We start from the raw sequence: 17,535 nt of genomic DNA on the forward strand, positions 1-17,535 counted from the left end.
ATTTGAATAGGATTAATGTAGTTGTTACTGGCCATGGAACATTTGCAACAGGAATTCAAGGAGCCCTTAACCTGCTGGTTAAGGTTCCAGACAATTGGCAATTTGTTGATTTTTCTTCAGGCATGAGTGACGAAAAGCTAAAAGAAAATTTGGATAAAGCAATTAATACTTTTGATGGAGAAACACTTTTATTTACAGATTTGGTTGGAGGAACTCCATATAAAGTGGCGGCTACACTGGCTACGGAAAAATCTGGCTTAGCTGTAGTATCTGGATGTAATCTAGGTTCTTTGCTTGAAGCACTTTTTAAAAATTATTCTGATGTTGACGCTTTTGCCAATGATTTAATTGATATCTCAAAAAAGGGTACGCAAATATTTGATGTAACAGATATAAAGCCAACAACATCAACAGATACTTATTCTGATGGAATTTAATTGTACAATCATTTATCCAAAAGGTTAAAAAAGGTGAGGACTTTCGGCAATGCTTCAAAAAGTTGTAATTATCATTATTGCAATGGTTGTAGTGGGACTTGTTATAGTTGCTTATCAAAAGAAAAAATATTTTTATATTGGAACTTTTATTTATAACAAAAATGGCAATAATTTTGTTTACAATATTTCTCAGACAGGACACTATCTCTTAAATAAAACTATGATTCCTGAATCACCTAAAGATAAAGCTTTTTTCAAAATAGAAGAAGGCACATATCAGAAAAAAACTACTTTTTTACAAATTAAACCAGAAAAACAAGTTTGCTATTTTTATAAAGATGTTAGGGCACTGGTTAAGAATAACTATTATAAACATGAAAGTTCAAAACCCGAAAAATATAAATTATCACTTCAAAATCATGGTTTATTCGTGAATAATCAGAGATTAAAAAGAGTGAGAAAAGGAAAATTAATAAGCGTAAAACAGTTTGCAAATTTCAAAAATAAAAATTAGATAGATGATTTTTAATCGAGGACTAGCTCGCAGCGTTAAAAGAGTTAGTCCTTTTTTATATAAAAGGCATTTTTTTATTAACTATATTTTCTAAAAATTAAATTGCAATGAACCGCTTTCTTTGATAAACTTTAAGTGGTATCAACCAGTTTACTAAGGAGGGGGAATTAATGGCAAAACCACTTTATCGGCAAGTTATTTTAGACTTGGAAAAACAAATAAAAGATATGAAGCCAAATGCTAAATTACCAAGTGAGAGGCAATTACTAGTTAAATATAATGTTAGTCGGAATACTGTTAGATTGGCATTACAAGATCTTGAAGAACGGGGATTAATATACCGTCTACATGGTAAGGGTACTTTTGTTTCAAGTACTTTTCTTAATCAACCTAATATCGGTGGAATGTATTCTTTTTCAGAAGAATTAAAACGAACAGGGCAAAAGGCGTCAACCAAAAATCAAAGCTTAGAACTGATTATTCCAAATAAAAATATTGCAGCGCAACTAAATCTAACTTCAAATGAAAAAGCATATAAGCTTGTTCGTTTGCGGCTTGCTGACAATGAGCCACGAATTTTTAGCACCTCTTATTTACCGGAAAAATTATTTTCCGAACTTAGTTTAAACGATTTAAATGCTAAGCCACTTTATGATGTCATGAAAGAAAAATACGACCAAATTAGTGTGATGGCGTTTGAGGATGTTGAAGCTGTTTGTCTTAATCAAGAAGAAAGCAGAAATCTGGCGGAGAAGGTCGGCTCACCAAGTTTAAAGATTTTTCGGAAGACTATTAATGATAAAAATGTACCAATTGAGTTTACGATTTCTTTAGCTAGAGGCGATAAGTTTGTTTATCGTTCACGTCAATATAATGATTTATTTTAGATAATATAAAGGAAGGTAAAAATAAATGTTTTCAAAAACAGATGCAGAATTAGAAAAATTGGGTGCAAAAATTACTACTCGTGAAATTGAGCAGCAACCTGAATTATGGCAACAAACCTGGTCCATTTATCAGAATAACAAAAATAAAATCACTGATTTTTTGGACCAAATAAATCAAAAATGGGGTAAAGTCAGAGTGATTTTTACCGGTGCTGGCACTAGTGCATATGTCGGAAATACTATCATGCCATATTTACAAAAAAATGGCGATAGAAAAAAATACGATTTTGAGGCAATTGATACCACAAAAATTGTCTCTACTCCTGAAGATTATCTAGCAAAAGATACCCCGACAATTCTGGTTTCATTTGCGCGTAGTGGCAATTCACCTGAATCTGTAGCTACTGTTGAATTAGCTAAAAAATTAGTCACGAATTTATATCAAATAGCAATTACTTGTGCTCCAGAAGGACACTTGGCGCAAGATCTAGAAGGTGATTCTACTGGCCTTGTCTTATTGATGCCAGAAAAGTCTTTAGATCAGGGCTTTGCTATGACTGGTTCATTTTCTTGCATGAGCCTAATGGCACTACTTGTGTTTGATACTTTGACTGATGAAAATAAAGAACATATTGTTAGTCAACTTGCTCAAATGGGTAAGAACGTCATTGAGCGTGAAGATGAAATTCAATCTTTAGTTGACATTGACTTTAATCGAATTACCTATATAGGTAGCGGCAGTTTAGGTGGCTTGGCTGAAGAAACACGGCTTAAGATTTTGGAATTAACTGCAGGAGAAGTTGCCGCATTATTTGATACCTCAATGGGCTTGCGTCACGGTCCAAAATCATTCCTTGACAAGAAGACGATCGTCTTTGATTTTGTCTCCAACAATACTTATACCAGGCAATACGACTTAGATATTTTAAACGAGATTAGGGATGATCAAATTGTGCCACTCGTGATGGCTGTCGGTCAGGAAAAGGAGGGTCAGGATTTCTCAGGAAAATCTTTCATGTTCGCTGAGAAAGAATTGTTGCCTGATGCGTACTTGGCATTACCTGATGTAATGTTTGGTCAGACTATAGCTTTATTAACTTCTATTAAGGTTAATAATAAGCCTGACACACCATCGCCAACAGGTACAGTTAATCGTGTAGTTAAGGGTGTTACAATTCACGAATTCAATTAATGTGCTTTTCTTGTGGGTACTAACGATATCACTATGATTTTAATATTAAACTTTTTAAATATAAAAAATACATGTTGACAAAAATTGGTTGGTACCTTATCATAAAGATGTGAAAGCGTTTTTTGTAATGTTTAGATTTCCTTAAAAGATATGGAGGAATAAATATGAATATTGTGGGAGCAAGAGTTGATGAACGCTTGGTTCATGGACAGGTAGCAAACTTGTGGACTCCTCAGTTGCAAGTAGAACGGATTATTGTTCTAGACGAAAAAGCAGCTGAAGATGATATTCAAAAGAGTGGTCTTAGAATGGCCACCCCAATGTCTACCAAGCTGAGTGTTTTACCAACTGAAGTTGCTGCAGATCATTTAAAGAAAAACCGTTATGGTAAGCAAAGACTGTTTCTGGTAGCTAAAAAGCCTGATAAGTTTCTCGATTTGCTTAACATGGGTATCAAGCTTGACACTATCAATGTTGGTAATATGTCCAAACAAGATGATACTACTGAATTGACTAAGCAAGTTAATATCAATGAGCATGAAGCAGATGTTTTCAGGCAAATTTCTGAAAAAGGCGTTCACTTAATTGCTCAATTAAATCCGAGCGTTGAATCACGCGATTTAATGAAATTGATAAATGAAAAGATGAAGTAGGAGGAGAAAAATGGCTTGGTGGCAAATATTACTGCTTACTTTATATGCAGGATTAGAAATTTTAGATGAATTGCAAATTTATTCGTCGTTAAACACACCAGTTGGCGCTGGGTTGATCGCCGGTCTTATTATGGGTGATATGCCTACCGGACTGTTCATTGGTGCGTCAATGCAGTTGACTGTTTTAGGTATCGGTACTTTTGGTGGTGCTTCTAGAATCGATGCAACCACTGGTACAGTTTTAGCTACAGCATTCTCAACTACAGTTAAAGGTATGAGTCCTCAAACAGCGATTTCTTCAATTGCTGTTCCAGTTGCCGCTATTATGATTGAATTGGATGTTTTAGCAAGATTTGCCAATACTTACTTTTCACACAGAATTGATCACTTGATTGATGAGGATAAGATTAACTATAAAGCTGTTGAAAGGAATGTTTTGTACGGAGCAATTCCGTGGTCACTTTCACGTGCTGTTCCTGTCTTTATCGCATTAGCCTTTGGTCAGGGATTAGTACAACAGATTGCAAATGCCTTAAATGGAGACTTGTTGTGGCTAGGCAATGGTTTGACTGTTGCCGGTGCTACATTACCAGCAGTTGGTTTTGCTGTTTTGCTCCGGTATCTGCCGGTTAAGAGACATGCAGCATATTTAATTCTTGGTTTTACAATTACAACTTTGTTCTCAGTTCTCTTCACTAATATTCAAGCTTTGGGGACAGGTCTGTCAGCTGTTAACAAAGGTTTCACTACTGTTCTTAACGGTTTGCCAATGCTTGCTATTGCAATGTTGGGATTGGCCTTTGCAATTTTACACTACAAGAATATTCCAATAAATAAGGGTACTGCTCAAGCACAAAGTACTGAAAGTCAAAGTAATAGCGAAAGTTCAAGCTCTGATGACGATGAAGGAGAGATTACTGATGACGAACTCTAAACCTAAATATAAATTAACTGAACAAGATTTTAATCAGATTAACCGTAGATCTTTATTTGGTTTCCAGTTGGGCTGGAACTATGAAAGAATGCAGAATAGTGGTTATTTATACACTATTTTGCCACAATTAAGAAAAATTTATGGTGATGATACCCCTGAATTAAAGGAAATGATGAAGACTCATATGCAGTTCTTCAACACTTCTAATTTCTTCAATACTATTATCACTGGCCTTGACCTTGCTGTTGAGGAAAACGAAGGTATCGAAGGAAAAGACACTGTTACAGGTATTAAAGTTGGTTTAATGGGTTCTTTTGCCGCTATCGGTGACTCGATTTTTGCCTCTTTAATTCCAACTATTTTTGGTGCTTTGGCTGCTTCCATGGCAACTCAAGGAAACCCTATTGGTGTTATCATTTGGGTTGCTGCCTGCCTTTTGATCTGTGTCTTTCGTTGGAAACAACTTCATTTTGCTTATGATAAAGGTGTTTCCCTTGTTACTGATATGAGAGATCGTTTAAACGCTTTAACTGATTCCGCTACTGTTTTGGGCGTATTCATGGTTGGTGCACTTGTTGCCACTATGGTTAATATAAAGTTCTCTTGGGCACCACAAATTGGCAAAGTTACTATGAATGTTCAAAATAATTTGGATATGATTCTACCTAAGCTTTTACCAGCTGCTGTTGTAGGCTTTGTCTACTGGCTTCTTGGTAAGAAGGGCATGACTTCTACCAAAGCAATCTTTATTGTTTTAGTACTTTGTATTGTTTTAGGTGGTCTTGGAGTTATTGCTAAGATATAATAGGATATGGTAATAGCTTTAAGCTAAATAGTATAGAGTATCAAATAGAAAGATAAAGTATGGCAGAAAAAGAATTAATTTTAATTAGTCATGGAAAAATGGCAGAGGGCGTAAAAGCCAGTGTCGAATTAATTATGGGTAAGCAAGAACATGTGCATACAGTTTGTTTGCTTCCATCTGAAGGCCCAGATGATTTTAAGTCAAAATTTGAAGAGCAGATTTCAGGAATGAATATCGAAGATATTACTGTTTTCGCTGATTTAATGGGCGGAACCCCAGCTAATGTAGTTAGTCGTCTTATTATGGGTGGCCAAAAGATTCACTTAATCTCGGGCATGAATTTACCACTGGTAATCGAATGGCTCAATAGTCAGATGAGCGGTGCAGAATCCGATTTTGTGACTGCTGGTAAAGCAGGAATCGTCGACGTTAATGAAATGTTGTCTAATATGAAAAAGTAATTTATGTAAATGAATAACGTCTAGTTTTGAAAAAGACTAGGCGTTATTTTTTTGATTGTATTAATTTTAAAACAGTATTTGGATTGTCTCTAATGGCGCTAGAGCTTCATTAATAATAGCAATACCATTTTCAACATTAATGTGGACTTTTGTTTTCCTGACAGAGTTATTGACTTTCCTAATAATTGTAGCTTCATCACTTGCTAATGGTTCTCCTAGGTGCCACTTTAGTTGTTGATAGCCGTCTAAAGTAAAGTTGGCTAGCCAAATTTTTTGACCATCATTTTCAACTAATAGCTTTACATTCGGCATTCCTATTAAATAATCTACTGGCTTGATACTATCAAGCATTTGTTGCAACAAGCCTTGTTTATATGTAGTAAATTGCGATTCCCAGCCATAGCGTGGATCTTGATCCATCGGAAGTACAACGATATGTTGGTCAATAATGGCCATGGCGTTACCCAATTTTTCATCAACTGCGTTATAGGCAAAGGACCACACTTTCACAGAGCTTTGCGGTTGATACTCAATTTTTAAATAGTTTCCTGTTTGTTGCAACATTGTAATTCGCGGGCTTTTAACACCATCAACTGTCTGTCTATCTGCCTGTTCAAAAACTTGATAATTTGAACGAAATGGATGCCATACAGCTTTTTCAATATGCAGTAAATTGCCTAATTTTCGGTCTAGTAAAACTTGTACGCATTCACCATCAAGCAACACCAAATTATTTTTAATCAATTCTGTTACTTGTGCATTTGTTAAGTTGCGTAAAAGTTGGCCAGAAATAGCTACTACTTCATTTTTCAATAAGGTCTTTTTATTAATAGGTAGAATCGTTGTAGCAAAACCAAAGGCTCCTAAAAGACTGGCCCAATTCTTTTCATGAGGTAACAGCTCCTCGATGTTTTTACCAGTTTTAGTTTGCAAATAGTAACTAGAGTCTTGATCAACTAAAACTTTAATGCCCCGCAGATGGTCTATCGGCAGACGATTTTCTAATAGTTGGTTAACAAACGGTTTAATTTGAGCGAGCATTTCTGCATAGTGCCAACTATCATTGATACCGTTGCCCATCATGTCAAATAAATTAAGCAAAATTCCCTGACTTCCGATTAGGGCAGAAGTAATAATTTGAAATGCGGTAAATGCAGTTGATTTAACTAAGGGTGAGTACATATAGCTTTCTAATTCTGGATATAGTTCGGCATCTTCTCCTAAAAAAGCAGCGGTAATGCGAGTATATTCTTCGAAATACCTGCCGTATTGTAATGGAGCAACTTCATTATAAGCAGGTAAATGAGGCCGAGCCACCTTGGGATGTCCTTTTCCAGCCTGGGCCTTAAATAAATTGTCCCAATCACGACCTTCAAGAGCATGCCAATCAGGATAGGAAGTCATTTGTGCCAGATCTGTCTCTGGACTAACCTTGTGGACAGCCTGCTCAATTATATGCTCAGTTTCAATCATCTCTTGACGAGCCTGATCAAGGTAAACTTGTCTTTCCTTAGTAGGCTCCCCCGGTTGCAACATTTTTTTAACAAATTCTGCGCGTGTTTCCTTTTTGCCTAATTTTTCGTTATATAGTTGCATGTGGTAATCACAAAAGCACATTAATTTGAGGGGAGAATGGTTGTAATGACGAAAATCATCTTCCAGCCATAACCTGCGTGGATGGATACTGGCATATTGTGCGTATGTATTTGCTAAATATTTGCGCCATGTTGGATCCGCTGGGCAAGCCATATCCTTGGCTTTATTACCATCAATATCAACAAAAGTATTAAAGCCAATTTCAGGATTAACTTGGTAGCCTCGATCTGAATGCATAATGGTCGTCCAGGGGTTTAAACTAGTTGTTACGCCAATTTTAGAAAGTTCTTTTTGTAAAGGTTTTATGGCATCTAACCATACTTGAGTCTCAGCTTTAGTTAAGTGACTGTGGTTTAATTCTTCACCATTTATAAAAAAAGCGACATCATCGATTTTGCCTCTTTTAACAAATTCAATTAGTTTTTCGTTTTTTGCTGGAGTGTTTGCTCTGGGATCAAGCATGTATCTTAAAGTGTAAATAAAAGTCATATTGTAGTTGCTCCTGTGTAAAAATCATTATTCATTTTGTCTTAATTTTAGCATAATATGTTACTGCTTATCCTGAGATTTAGGAAGAAAAGCAAATAAGTGGTTGGACAATAATTTCGTTATTAGCTATTTATCCTTTCGCAAATTTAGCATATAATCAGCTTTATCAAATATTTTAAGAAAGATTAATGTTCTTCTAATATGAAGGAGGAGAGAACAATTAATAAGGCAACTAACTCAAATCAAAAAACAGAAACTAGTAATTTAGAATTGCAACATATCACTGAAGTAACTAGACAAACTGGTTATTTTGAGATTCATTATGCACATGGACTAACTGGCCGTCTCTATATACTAGATTCAAAAACATTCAGGTTCTATATTGATCCCAGCCAGAAATTTCAAGAACCAGAACAATCTGAAAAAGGATTGCATGCGCAAATTTTCTTGACAGATATTTATGGTGCTAAAGGGATGAACGATGCCAGTCTCCATGTAACCAAAAACGGCTGGCAAATTGATACGGGTGCAATTGAAATCAATTTAGTTAAAAATGACGCTACAATGAGTGTTACTAAAAACGGTAAGGTAGTATTAAAAGAGGCACGGCCGATTGAACTGACAAATTCGGCAACTGTTCAAACTTTGGTTGATCATAATAGTAATTACTTTGGTGGAGGTACCCAAAACGGCCGTTTCACACTAGCAGGAGAAAAAATCGAAATTGTTAATACCAATAACTGGGTTGATCAAGGTGTAGCTTCACCTAATCCTTTTTACTGGTCAACTGCCGGTTACGGTGTAATTCGCAATACTTTTAAGCCCGGACATTATGACTTTAATAGCAATCCGAACGACGAGATTACGACTGTTCATGAAGAAAATCGTTTTGATGCCATTTATTTCTTTGCCGACTCAGCATATGAATTAATTAATGCATATCATAAGCTAACTGGCAGGCCTGCCCTGACACCAGTTTTCGGCTTTTATGAAGCTCATCTAAATGCATATAACCGTGACTATTGGGTTGAGGTAAAATCTGATGAAAAGGGAGCTATCAAATATCCTGATGGCAAGTATTATCGTGAATATCAGCCCAAAGATTTACCGGCAGAATTAAAACCAAAGTCGATCAGAGAAACGTTAAATGGCGAGCATGGTGGAGTTTCATATCAGTTTAGTGCACGAGCTATGCTAGAACAATATTTGCAAAATGATATGCCTATAGGTTGGTTCTTGCCTAATGATGGTTATGGAGCCGGATATGGTCAAACTGATACATTAGCAGGTAACCTCAAAAATTTAGCTGAGTTTGTTAAATATGCTAATAGTAAAGGTGTGCAAGTAGGACTTTGGACACAGCAAAATCTTGCTCCAGTAGATCCTGAAAATCCTAAACCAGATGACCGTGATTTTGAAAAAGAATTGGTAGCCGGCGTCACTGCGCTTAAGACTGATGAGGCATGGGTTGGCCACGGTTATTCATTCGGTTTAAATGCTACTCAAAGTACTGCCAAGATGATTGCCAAAATTAAAGGTGACCAACTGCGACCATTTATTATTACCGTTGATGGCTGGGCAGGAACTCAAAATACCAGTACAGTTTGGACTGGAGATGAAGTAGGTGGTGAATGGGAATATATTCGCTTCCAAATACCAACTTATATCGGCGAAGGACTTTCAGGGCAGCCTAATGTTGCGTCAGACATGGACGGCATTTTTGGAGGTCAAAAGCCAATTATTAACACTAGAGATTATCAGTGGAAAGCTTTCACCCCAATTCAATTAAATATGGATGGCTGGGGCAAGAATCCTAAAAACCCATTTGTATTTGGTGGTATTACAAATAAACTTAACCGTGCATACCTCAAACAAAAGTCAATGATGATGCCATATATTTATAGCATCGCAGCGCAAGCAACCTTTACCAGTAAACCTATGGTGCGTGCAATGTTCTTGGAATATCCTGATGTGCCTCAATTTTATACTAATTTGGTCAGATACCAGTATTTGTGGGGAGAGAACTTCTTGGTTGCTCCGATTTATCAAGATACTGCCAGTGATGAAGCGGGGAATGATATCAGAAACGAAATATATTTACCAGATAAAAATCAAGTCTGGATTGATTACTTTACTGGTCAAGAATATCGTGGCGGTCAAGTAATTAATAACTTTGATGCACCATTATGGAAATTGCCTGTATTTGTTAAAGCAGGAGCGATCGTTCCAGTAGCACCAGCAACTAACACACCTAAGGAATACTTTGATCTGAAAAAACAACGCCAATTTATAGTTTATCCAAGTGGAAACAGCAGCTTTTCAGTTTATGAAGATGATGGCTTTTCTGCTAAGTACCAGCAGGGCGATTATGCTCAAACCAAAGTAAGCAGTCATTTGCTGGATAATGACCTGACTATCAAAATTGATAAAACCAAAGGTACATATGCTGGTTTTGATCCTGAAAAAGCTACAGAAGTTGATATCAGAACTAAAAAGGCACCGGAAGCGATCAAAGCTTTGGTAGGCAACCAAGAAATTAATTTGACCGAAGTAAATAGTAAATCTGAATTTCAAAATCAAGAAAATTGCTATTTCTTTGATCAAAACTACGTAGTTAACCCTTACCTTAAAGAATTTAGTACAGATTTAAAGCAAAAATTTTTGAGAATAAAACTAGGTCAGATTGATACTAGTCAAAACGAAATAGCTATTAAAATCGGTGGTATCGATACAAGTGCAAAACCGGTTAACAGTTTGCCAGCAGAAGATGATTCTTTGACTACTCCGACTAATTTAGCACAAGATGAGGAAAAAACTACTGCAGATTCTATTACGGTATCATGGCAACCCGTTGCTAATTGCGATAGTTATCAACTTAAAGTTGACAATGCTTTATATACCAATATTAAAAAAGCAAGTTATACTTTAAGCAGCCTGAAGCCTGAGACTGAACATGCTTTTGAGGTAAGAGCAGTTAAGGACTTAAAGGCATCTCCTTGGGGAACAAGAATCAGCTGTAAAACTAAAAAAGCTAAAAAAACTGACAAAGTTGAGCAGAAATAATTTGCATAAATCAAGGTAAATGTTTTCTGAATTATTTATAATTGTGAAAAAGTTTACTAAAATTCTTGCTTTTCTTTAAAAGGCAACTTTATCAGTATATAATAATAGTTGTGCGATTAAAGAAAATGTTAAAGGAGATATATAATGAAAACAATTTCTGCAGCAGTTGCCAAACATATGGCAAACTTGTCAACAACTGATGGTATAATCAGTGCTTTGGCAATCGATCAACGTGGCTCTTTGAAAAAGATGTTAGCAGAGGCCGCTAATAAACCTGCTGATGAAACAACTATCGTTGATTTTAAAAAAGCAGTTTCCAGTGAGTTGACTCCTTATGCTTCATCGATTTTGACTGACCCAGAATATGGTTTGCCAGCAACAAAAGTGAGAGATAAAAATTGCGGATTATTACTTTCTTATGAAAAAACCGGGTATGATACCACAGAACCTGGCAGAATGCCTGACTTAATTGCTAATCAGTCTGGATTAAGAATTAAAAATGAAGGCGGAGATGCCATTAAGTTTTTGGTTTACTATGATCCTGATGAAGGACAAGAAATTAATGATAAAAAGCACGCTTTCGTTGAAAGAGTTGGTGCAGAAGCTAAAGCTAATGAATTACCATTCTTTTTGGAAGTTTTGACTTATGACGCAAATATCGCTGACGCTAAGAGTGAAGAATTTGCGAAAGTTAAAGCTGATAAGGTTTTGAAGACAATGAAAGAATTTTCAAAGCCTGAATATGATGTAACTGTACTTAAAGTTGAAATTCCGTTTAACATTAAATTTGTTGAAGGTTTTAATGGTGACAACAACGTTGTTTACACTCAAGAAGAAGCTAAGGATTTGCTTAAAAAGCAATCTGAAATAACTGATTTGCCTTATATTTTCTTATCTGCTGGTGTAACCAGTGAAGAGTTTATTGCTGAAATTAAAATGGCTGAAGAAGCAGGGGCTGACTTCAACGGTGTCCTTTGTGGCCGTGCTACTTGGAAACCGGCTATCAAGCCATTTGCTGCTGAAAGTGAAGAAGCAGGTAGAAAATGGCTATCAACTCACGGCAAAGAAAATATTGAAAACTTAAATGAGGCTCTAAAAGGAGCTAAATCTTGGCGCGATAAGCTAGAAGTTGCTGAATAATTTTACCTATTAACTAAAAAGCTTTCTATACTTTGATTAGTATAGAAGGCTTTTTATTTGCTCTTATAAAAATCAGACCTGACCGAGTAGGCATCACAAAAGATGCGGGTCATTATTTGTAGTGGCAGCCGTGATCTGACCTCATACTCGGGAAAATAATTGGTTTTAGATTTGTAGCCTATAAAGGATAAAGTTGAAAAAGGCAAAATGCTGCCTGAAGAATTAGTAGTAAAAGTCAAAATTGGGACTTCATTTTTATTTAGGGCTTTGGCTGCAGTAACCAATTCCTCAGTTTCTCCATTAAGAGTAATAAAAATTACTAATGAATCTTTCTTGATCTTACAGGCAATCGTCTTAATAATATTTGGGTCCGAATGGAATTCACAGTATTTTCCAGTTAATTGTAATTTAACCATCATTTCGTGAGCAATTGATTCAGATAATCCGCGAGCAAAGATAAAAATGATTTTAGCTTGTTTAGTGAGCGAAATACTGTCTTCGATTGTGCTGTAACTTAGGTTATGCAGTGTATTGTTCATTTCAATTTCGTTTTTTGTAATCACGCTTTTAATTTTATCATCAGCATCATTTAACACACTAAAGGTAGAATTTGAATTGCTTTTTAGTTTCAAAGCTTCACGGTAAGAAGTGTAACCACTGTAACCCATTTTTTGCATAGTGCGCACAATTGTCGCAGTCGAGACATTTGCAAATTGACTTAGTTTTACTATCGACATATTAGCAATCTTTTGGGGATTATTTTCGACGATATTCCAGAGATGTAATTCTGCTGAAGAAAGTTCTTTATTTGGCATTTAAGCACTCCTTTTGTAAATATTTTCCTACAAATTATAGTAAACGCTATCAATTTAGAAAAACGTTACACTTTTTAACTTCTATAATAATGCAAAAGGCAAAAAAAGGGGAGAAATCTGTGATTTATACAATAACGTTGAATCCAGCGATTGATTTGGTAATTGTAACCAAAAAGCTGGAGCCAAAGGTAGTTAATAGAACTGAAAAATTTGAATTGCAACCCAATGGTAAAGGGGTCAATGTTTCGTTCATTTTAAAGAAATTAGGCATTGATAGCGTAGCTACTGGTATTGGTGGTGGCTTTACCTTAGATTATGTCATTTCCGGTCTTAAAGAAAAGGGGATTCAAACCAATTTCTTGAAGGTAAAAGATCCTACCAGGGTTAACGTATTTACCGATGTTTTGGATGAAAAAACAGAATACAAACAAGTTAACCCAGGACCAGTAGTCAGCTTGGAAAAACAAAACCTCTTTTTGGATTATCTAAAAAATACACTAACTAAGGATGATATGGTAGTTGTTTCCGGCAGTTTCTCTCGGGGCATCAAACCGGACTTTTTAGTACAACTGGCTCAGCTAGTTCAAAAGCAAGGGGCTAAATTTGTAGTTGACAGCAGTTATATGGAAGTAATTGATACTTTAAAATATCGGCCGTTTTTACTTAAACCTAACGATGCAGAATTAGCCGCTTTCTTCAATTATAAAGGGGAGATGACTGCCGCAAAAACGGTCGAATTGGCTCAGAAATTAATTAAATTGGGTTGTCAAAATGTTTTAGTTTCTCTAGGTGCTGATGGTGCTGCTTTTATAAATGAACGGCATATTCTGTTTGCCAATGCCCCAAAAATAAAAGTGGTTAATTCAGCTTGTGCCGGAGATACCATGCTTGGCACCTTCATTGCCTTTTTGGAAAAGAAAAAACCTATTAATGAGGCTCTCAAAGTAGCTGTAGCTGCAGGAAGCGATACAGCTAGTCGCATTGGACTAACAGCTTTTTCTTTAGATAATTTATTACCACAAATTTCAGTAACGGAAAGGATGAGTTAAAGTGGCTAAATATGATTTAGTTGGTGCGACTGGTTGTGCAACTGGCGTTGCTCATACATTTATGGCGCAAGAGGCACTGGAAAAAGCCGCAGAAAAGCTTGGCTATACCATCAAAATTGAAACACACGGTCAAACGGGTATTGAAAATAATTTAACAAGTGCAGAAATTGCAGACGCGCAAGCCGTAATTATTGCTTCTGATATTGATGTTGGCTTGGATCGTTTTGCAGGCAAACGTCTAGTAGTAGTTCCGGTAGCAAGAGGTGTCAAAGAACCAGATGATTTAATTAAGAAAGCATTAACAGCTCCTATTTATAAAGAAGGACAGGCAGCTGAAGATTCCACTCATGAAAGTGTAGGAAAGCAAAAGCTAGGCAACAAAATTTATACCTCTTTAATGAATGGTGTATCTCATATGTTGCCATTTGTTGTTGCCGGTGGGGTTTTGATAGCTATCTCATTTTTCTGGGGAATTGATTCGGCTAATCCTAAAAGCAGTGAATACAACCAATTTGCAGCAATGTTAAACACTGTTGGTAGTACGACTATGAACTTGATGGCTCCAGTTTTAGGAGCTTATATTGCTGAGGCTTTGGCTCAACGGACCGGTTTCGTAGTCGGCCTTTCCGCCGGCTTTATCACTTTTAATGGTGGCGGTGGCTTTTTAGGGGCCATCGTTGGCGGTTATCTGGCAGCAATTGTTGTTTTAGGACTGCAGAAACTGTTCCAGCCATTGCCTGATGATAAGTTTAGAGGATTGAAGTCAATCTTTCTTTTACCAGTTATTGGAGTATTAATTACAGGATCAATTATGTACCTGTTAAATACCCCAATCAAAGCACTTAATGTAGGTCTAATGTCCTGGCTTAGAGGTTTTGAAAATACTAATCCTGCGTTGCTTGGAATTATTGTTGGCATAATGTGTGCAGCAGACTTTGGTGGTCCTATTAATAAGGCTGCCTATGTTACAGGGACGGTATTACTGGCTCAAGGAAACTACTACTTTATGGCAGGAGTTTCTGCTGCTTGTATTGCTCCACCACTTGCAACAGGTTTTGCAGTATTAATGAATCCCAAAGCATATTCTAAAAGTGAAAAAGCAGCAGGTTATGTCAACTTTTTACTGGGTTCTACTCACATTACCGAAGGTGCAATTCCATTTGCCGCTAAACACCCGTTATGGAATATCCCAGCTTTTATGATTGGTTCTTCAGTTGCGTCAGTTTTAACTTATATAACCAAGATTAGTGTGCCTGCTCCTCATGGTGGCTTTATTGTTTTACCATTAGTTAATAAACCATTCTTGTGGGTATTGTGGATTCTGATTGGATCGGCTATTTCCGGTGCATTGCTAGCTCTAATCGCCGGCAGATTTGCTAAAAAAGATGCTTTAGCAACTGCAACTGACTCTGCAATTGCACCTAGTGTTGACGACACATCTGACCAGCAAGCAGAAAGCAAAGAAGAAACTTTTGATCCAAGTGATATTCTTGATTTACAAAATATTAAAGTTGGTGTTGATGTTGCGAGTCGTGAAGATGCACTAAAGTATTTAGCAGATTTTGCCGTCAAAAACAACTTGGCTAATGACAGCGATGCTGTTTACAATAGTTACGTTAAACGTGAAAAAGAAGGCTCTACGGGGATGACGGACGGTTTTGCCATTCCCCACGCCCAGTCAGCAGCAATTGCTAAGTCTTCAATGATCGTTTTAAAACTCAAACAACCGATTGACTGGCAATCATTAGATGGTAAAAAGATTGATACAGTTATTTCCTTTTTGATACCACAAATTGATAGTAATGCTCATTTGCAGTATTTATCAAATACTGCCAAACTTTTGACTCACGCAGATTTTATTGCTAAGTTAAAAGCAGCAAATACACCTGCAGAAATCCAAGATTTGTTTGAAAATAATTAATGGGCTAGTAAATACTAGATTAAATAAAGTAAGTCCCGCAAGTTGTCTAACTTACGGGACTTATTTTGCTTATGTCTTTCAGTTTTGAATAATTTTATAATCAATGGGCTTTATGTTCATTTAAAAGCAATTGTTGTTCTGAAATGCAAAAAAAGAAAGCACATTAGTGCTTCCTGGATTAAATATTAGTCTTCAACCTTTTTGGCTTCTTTTAATGCCTTCATAATTGAAGGATTTTTTGAATGGCAATCTTCAAGCATTTGCAAATCTTTTTCGTCAAGTGTGACTTCAAACTTACTCATTCTGTAATTTCCTTTCTACCAAATTTTAAATTAACTATATCACTTTTATAGCATAAATATGCAAAGCTAGCTAATGTTTTTCATTTATGTTGCAAAGATGACTTATTTTTCTTTAAATTGCACTATACAAACGCATGTTCTTGCTAGTAGCAATTAACCGTATAACCTTGTTCTAATAAGATTTTGTCAAATTAAATAACAGTTAACGTTGTGTTACAACTGTGTCATTTTTACTAAATTAGGTAATTAATTCTTAAAAGTTGAGTGATATTCTTGTTATGATTCTGCAATTTTTAGGTAGTAGTATATGTAACATCAAATTGAATAATAATTTATTATGCTCAATTTGAAAAACATATTATGGATTTTTATTTAAGGAGAGAATTTTTTTGAAGGTAAAATCTATCTTAGTTAAATCAGCAGCAGTAGCAGCGTTATCTGCTTCCGGAGTTGCAGTTATGAGCAGTGTTAAAGCAAATGATGTTCAAGCAGCTACAGTAGAAAATGATGCAGCAGTTGTAACTGTTAACTACGTTGATGGCAATTCAATTCGCGTATGGGACAGTTACAAACATCCTGAAGCTACTGGGCAAATTTTACCAAGTAATTCTTCTTGGAAAGTCATTAAAACTGCTTACGACAAAAAGGGTCACAAGTGGTATGACTTAGGCAAGAACCAATGGGTTAAGGCCAAATACGTTAATAAAGGCTATCATCCAGCAAATGAATCCCAAAACACTGCAGCTGCAACTGGCAGTCAAACAGAAAACAGTACAGTTTCTAATGCTGGCAATGTAGAAACTACGAATTATACTAATAATACTGCAGCTACAAATATTAATTACACAACTGCCTCATCTGATTCAGAGGCTGGAGCAAAGGCGTGGATTGCCAGTCGTGAATCTGGTGGCTCATACAGTGCACAAAATGGTCAATATATTGGTAAATATCAGCTTTCTGCTGCATACCTTAATGGAGACTATTCAGCTGCTAACCAAGAGCGTGTTGCTAACAACTATGTTACTAATCGCTACGGCTCATGGGCAGCTGCTAAACAATTCTGGCAAGCTAATGGCTGGTACTAATTAGTTAGTCAGTTTAAAAACAGAATATTTAAAAAAGTAAGCAGACACTGGTTGAAAAAATGATATGACCCCCAAATTTAGGACAAATTTGGGGGTTATTTTTATGTCTAAATTATCTAAACAAGATAAAGTTGAAATCTATCATCTTTGGCACGATTATCAAATCAGCCCTGCTGAGCTAAGTCAGCGTTA

15 protein-coding genes are annotated in these 17,535 nt (G+C 36.2%); 13 read left to right on the plus strand and 2 right to left on the minus strand.

What is annotated here, in order from left to right:
* The first annotated feature begins 2 nt into the window (after positions 1-2).
* The 8 genes from F5ESL0261_RS02125 to F5ESL0261_RS02160 all read left to right on the plus strand — a co-directional run bounded on the left by F5ESL0261_RS02125 (position 3) and on the right by F5ESL0261_RS02160 (position 5,883).
* Positions 3-437: a PTS sugar transporter subunit IIA gene (locus F5ESL0261_RS02125; RefSeq protein WP_122052012.1), complete on the plus strand. Its 435-nt coding sequence runs from the start codon at positions 3-5 to the stop codon at positions 435-437.
* Between the two features lie 49 nt (positions 438-486).
* On the plus strand, positions 487-951 hold the full coding sequence (locus F5ESL0261_RS02130; protein ID WP_122052013.1) for a hypothetical protein: 465 nt from the start codon (positions 487-489) through the stop codon (positions 949-951).
* A gap of 170 nt (positions 952-1,121) precedes the next feature.
* A complete protein-coding gene (locus tag F5ESL0261_RS02135; RefSeq protein WP_122052014.1) occupies positions 1,122-1,838 on the plus strand; it encodes a GntR family transcriptional regulator in 717 nt (238 codons plus the stop codon).
* Between the two features lie 25 nt (positions 1,839-1,863).
* The gene (locus F5ESL0261_RS02140; RefSeq protein ID WP_122052015.1) at positions 1,864-3,030 is read left to right on the plus strand and encodes an SIS domain-containing protein; all 1,167 of its coding nucleotides are present in this window, start codon (positions 1,864-1,866) and stop codon (positions 3,028-3,030) included.
* Between the two features lie 164 nt (positions 3,031-3,194).
* On the plus strand, positions 3,195-3,683 hold the full coding sequence (locus F5ESL0261_RS02145; protein WP_122052016.1) for a PTS sugar transporter subunit IIB: 489 nt from the start codon (positions 3,195-3,197) through the stop codon (positions 3,681-3,683).
* 10 nt (positions 3,684-3,693) lie between these two features.
* Complete coding sequence (locus F5ESL0261_RS02150; RefSeq protein WP_109585920.1) at positions 3,694-4,617, plus strand: PTS sugar transporter subunit IIC; 924 nt, start codon at positions 3,694-3,696, stop codon at positions 4,615-4,617.
* Positions 4,604-5,422, plus strand: a complete 819-nt coding sequence (locus tag F5ESL0261_RS02155; protein ID WP_109585921.1) for a PTS system mannose/fructose/sorbose family transporter subunit IID — start codon at positions 4,604-4,606, stop codon at positions 5,420-5,422. Before F5ESL0261_RS02150 ends, F5ESL0261_RS02155 begins: the two co-directional genes overlap by 14 nt.
* A gap of 59 nt (positions 5,423-5,481) precedes the next feature.
* Positions 5,482-5,883 (plus strand): PTS sugar transporter subunit IIA, encoded by a 402-nt coding sequence (locus F5ESL0261_RS02160; RefSeq protein ID WP_122052017.1) that lies wholly within the window; start codon positions 5,482-5,484, stop codon positions 5,881-5,883.
* A 66-nt stretch (positions 5,884-5,949) separates the two neighbouring features.
* Here F5ESL0261_RS02160 and F5ESL0261_RS02165 read toward each other — a convergent pair whose 3' ends face one another.
* Positions 5,950-7,968 carry a hypothetical protein gene (locus tag F5ESL0261_RS02165; RefSeq protein ID WP_122052018.1) on the minus strand — a complete coding sequence of 673 codons (2,019 nt, stop codon included), beginning with the start codon at positions 7,966-7,968 and terminating at the stop codon, positions 5,950-5,952.
* A 201-nt stretch (positions 7,969-8,169) separates the two neighbouring features.
* Here F5ESL0261_RS02165 and F5ESL0261_RS02170 point away from each other — a divergent pair, with 201 nt between their 5' ends.
* Both F5ESL0261_RS02170 and F5ESL0261_RS02175 read left to right on the plus strand, forming a co-directional pair.
* A complete protein-coding gene (locus F5ESL0261_RS02170; protein ID WP_122052019.1) occupies positions 8,170-11,031 on the plus strand; it encodes a TIM-barrel domain-containing protein in 2,862 nt (953 codons plus the stop codon).
* A 144-nt stretch (positions 11,032-11,175) separates the two neighbouring features.
* Positions 11,176-12,171, plus strand: coding sequence for a tagatose 1,6-diphosphate aldolase (locus F5ESL0261_RS02175; RefSeq protein ID WP_122052020.1), 996 nt, complete (start codon positions 11,176-11,178; stop codon positions 12,169-12,171).
* A gap of 53 nt (positions 12,172-12,224) precedes the next feature.
* Here the strand turns inward: F5ESL0261_RS02175 and F5ESL0261_RS02180 are convergent, their stop codons facing one another.
* Positions 12,225-12,986 (minus strand): MurR/RpiR family transcriptional regulator, encoded by a 762-nt coding sequence (locus F5ESL0261_RS02180; protein ID WP_122052021.1) that lies wholly within the window; start codon positions 12,984-12,986, stop codon positions 12,225-12,227.
* 119 nt (positions 12,987-13,105) lie between these two features.
* Here F5ESL0261_RS02180 and pfkB point away from each other — a divergent pair, with 119 nt between their 5' ends.
* The 3 genes from pfkB to F5ESL0261_RS02200 all read left to right on the plus strand — a co-directional run bounded on the left by pfkB (position 13,106) and on the right by F5ESL0261_RS02200 (position 17,343).
* Positions 13,106-14,035 carry a 1-phosphofructokinase gene (gene pfkB / locus F5ESL0261_RS02185; RefSeq protein ID WP_122052022.1) on the plus strand — a complete coding sequence of 310 codons (930 nt, stop codon included), beginning with the start codon at positions 13,106-13,108 and terminating at the stop codon, positions 14,033-14,035.
* Position 14,036: 1 nt separating this feature from the next.
* Positions 14,037-15,956, plus strand: coding sequence for a fructose-specific PTS transporter subunit EIIC (locus tag F5ESL0261_RS02190; protein WP_122052023.1), 1,920 nt, complete (start codon positions 14,037-14,039; stop codon positions 15,954-15,956).
* 691 nt (positions 15,957-16,647) lie between these two features.
* The gene (locus tag F5ESL0261_RS02200) at positions 16,648-17,343 is read left to right on the plus strand and encodes a hypothetical protein (protein ID WP_109585932.1); all 696 of its coding nucleotides are present in this window, start codon (positions 16,648-16,650) and stop codon (positions 17,341-17,343) included.
* Positions 17,344-17,535: the final 192 nt, after the last annotated feature.

This window comes from Lactobacillus sp. ESL0261, from assembly GCF_003693025.1.
GTDB lineage: Bacteria > Bacillota > Bacilli > Lactobacillales > Lactobacillaceae > Lactobacillus > Lactobacillus kullabergensis.

What these genes read in the sequence shown, in the direction of transcription:
- F5ESL0261_RS02150 (WP_109585920.1), top strand. Translation starts at nt 3,694, where the DNA reads ATGGCTTGGTGGCAAATATTACTGCTTACTTTATATGCAGGATTAGAA.
- F5ESL0261_RS02165 (WP_122052018.1), bottom strand. Translation starts at nt 7,968, where the DNA reads ATGACTTTTATTTACACTTTAAGATACATGCTTGATCCCAGAGCAAAC.
- F5ESL0261_RS02170 (WP_122052019.1), top strand. Translation starts at nt 8,170, where the DNA reads ATGAAGGAGGAGAGAACAATTAATAAGGCAACTAACTCAAATCAAAAA.
- F5ESL0261_RS02160 (WP_122052017.1), top strand. Translation starts at nt 5,482, where the DNA reads ATGGCAGAAAAAGAATTAATTTTAATTAGTCATGGAAAAATGGCAGAG.
- F5ESL0261_RS02155 (WP_109585921.1), top strand. Translation starts at nt 4,604, where the DNA reads ATGACGAACTCTAAACCTAAATATAAATTAACTGAACAAGATTTTAAT.
- F5ESL0261_RS02130 (WP_122052013.1), top strand. Translation starts at nt 487, where the DNA reads ATGCTTCAAAAAGTTGTAATTATCATTATTGCAATGGTTGTAGTGGGA.
- F5ESL0261_RS02180 (WP_122052021.1), bottom strand. Translation starts at nt 12,986, where the DNA reads ATGCCAAATAAAGAACTTTCTTCAGCAGAATTACATCTCTGGAATATC.
- F5ESL0261_RS02145 (WP_122052016.1), top strand. Translation starts at nt 3,195, where the DNA reads ATGAATATTGTGGGAGCAAGAGTTGATGAACGCTTGGTTCATGGACAG.
- F5ESL0261_RS02140 (WP_122052015.1), top strand. Translation starts at nt 1,864, where the DNA reads ATGTTTTCAAAAACAGATGCAGAATTAGAAAAATTGGGTGCAAAAATT.
- F5ESL0261_RS02135 (WP_122052014.1), top strand. Translation starts at nt 1,122, where the DNA reads ATGGCAAAACCACTTTATCGGCAAGTTATTTTAGACTTGGAAAAACAA.
- F5ESL0261_RS02175 (WP_122052020.1), top strand. Translation starts at nt 11,176, where the DNA reads ATGAAAACAATTTCTGCAGCAGTTGCCAAACATATGGCAAACTTGTCA.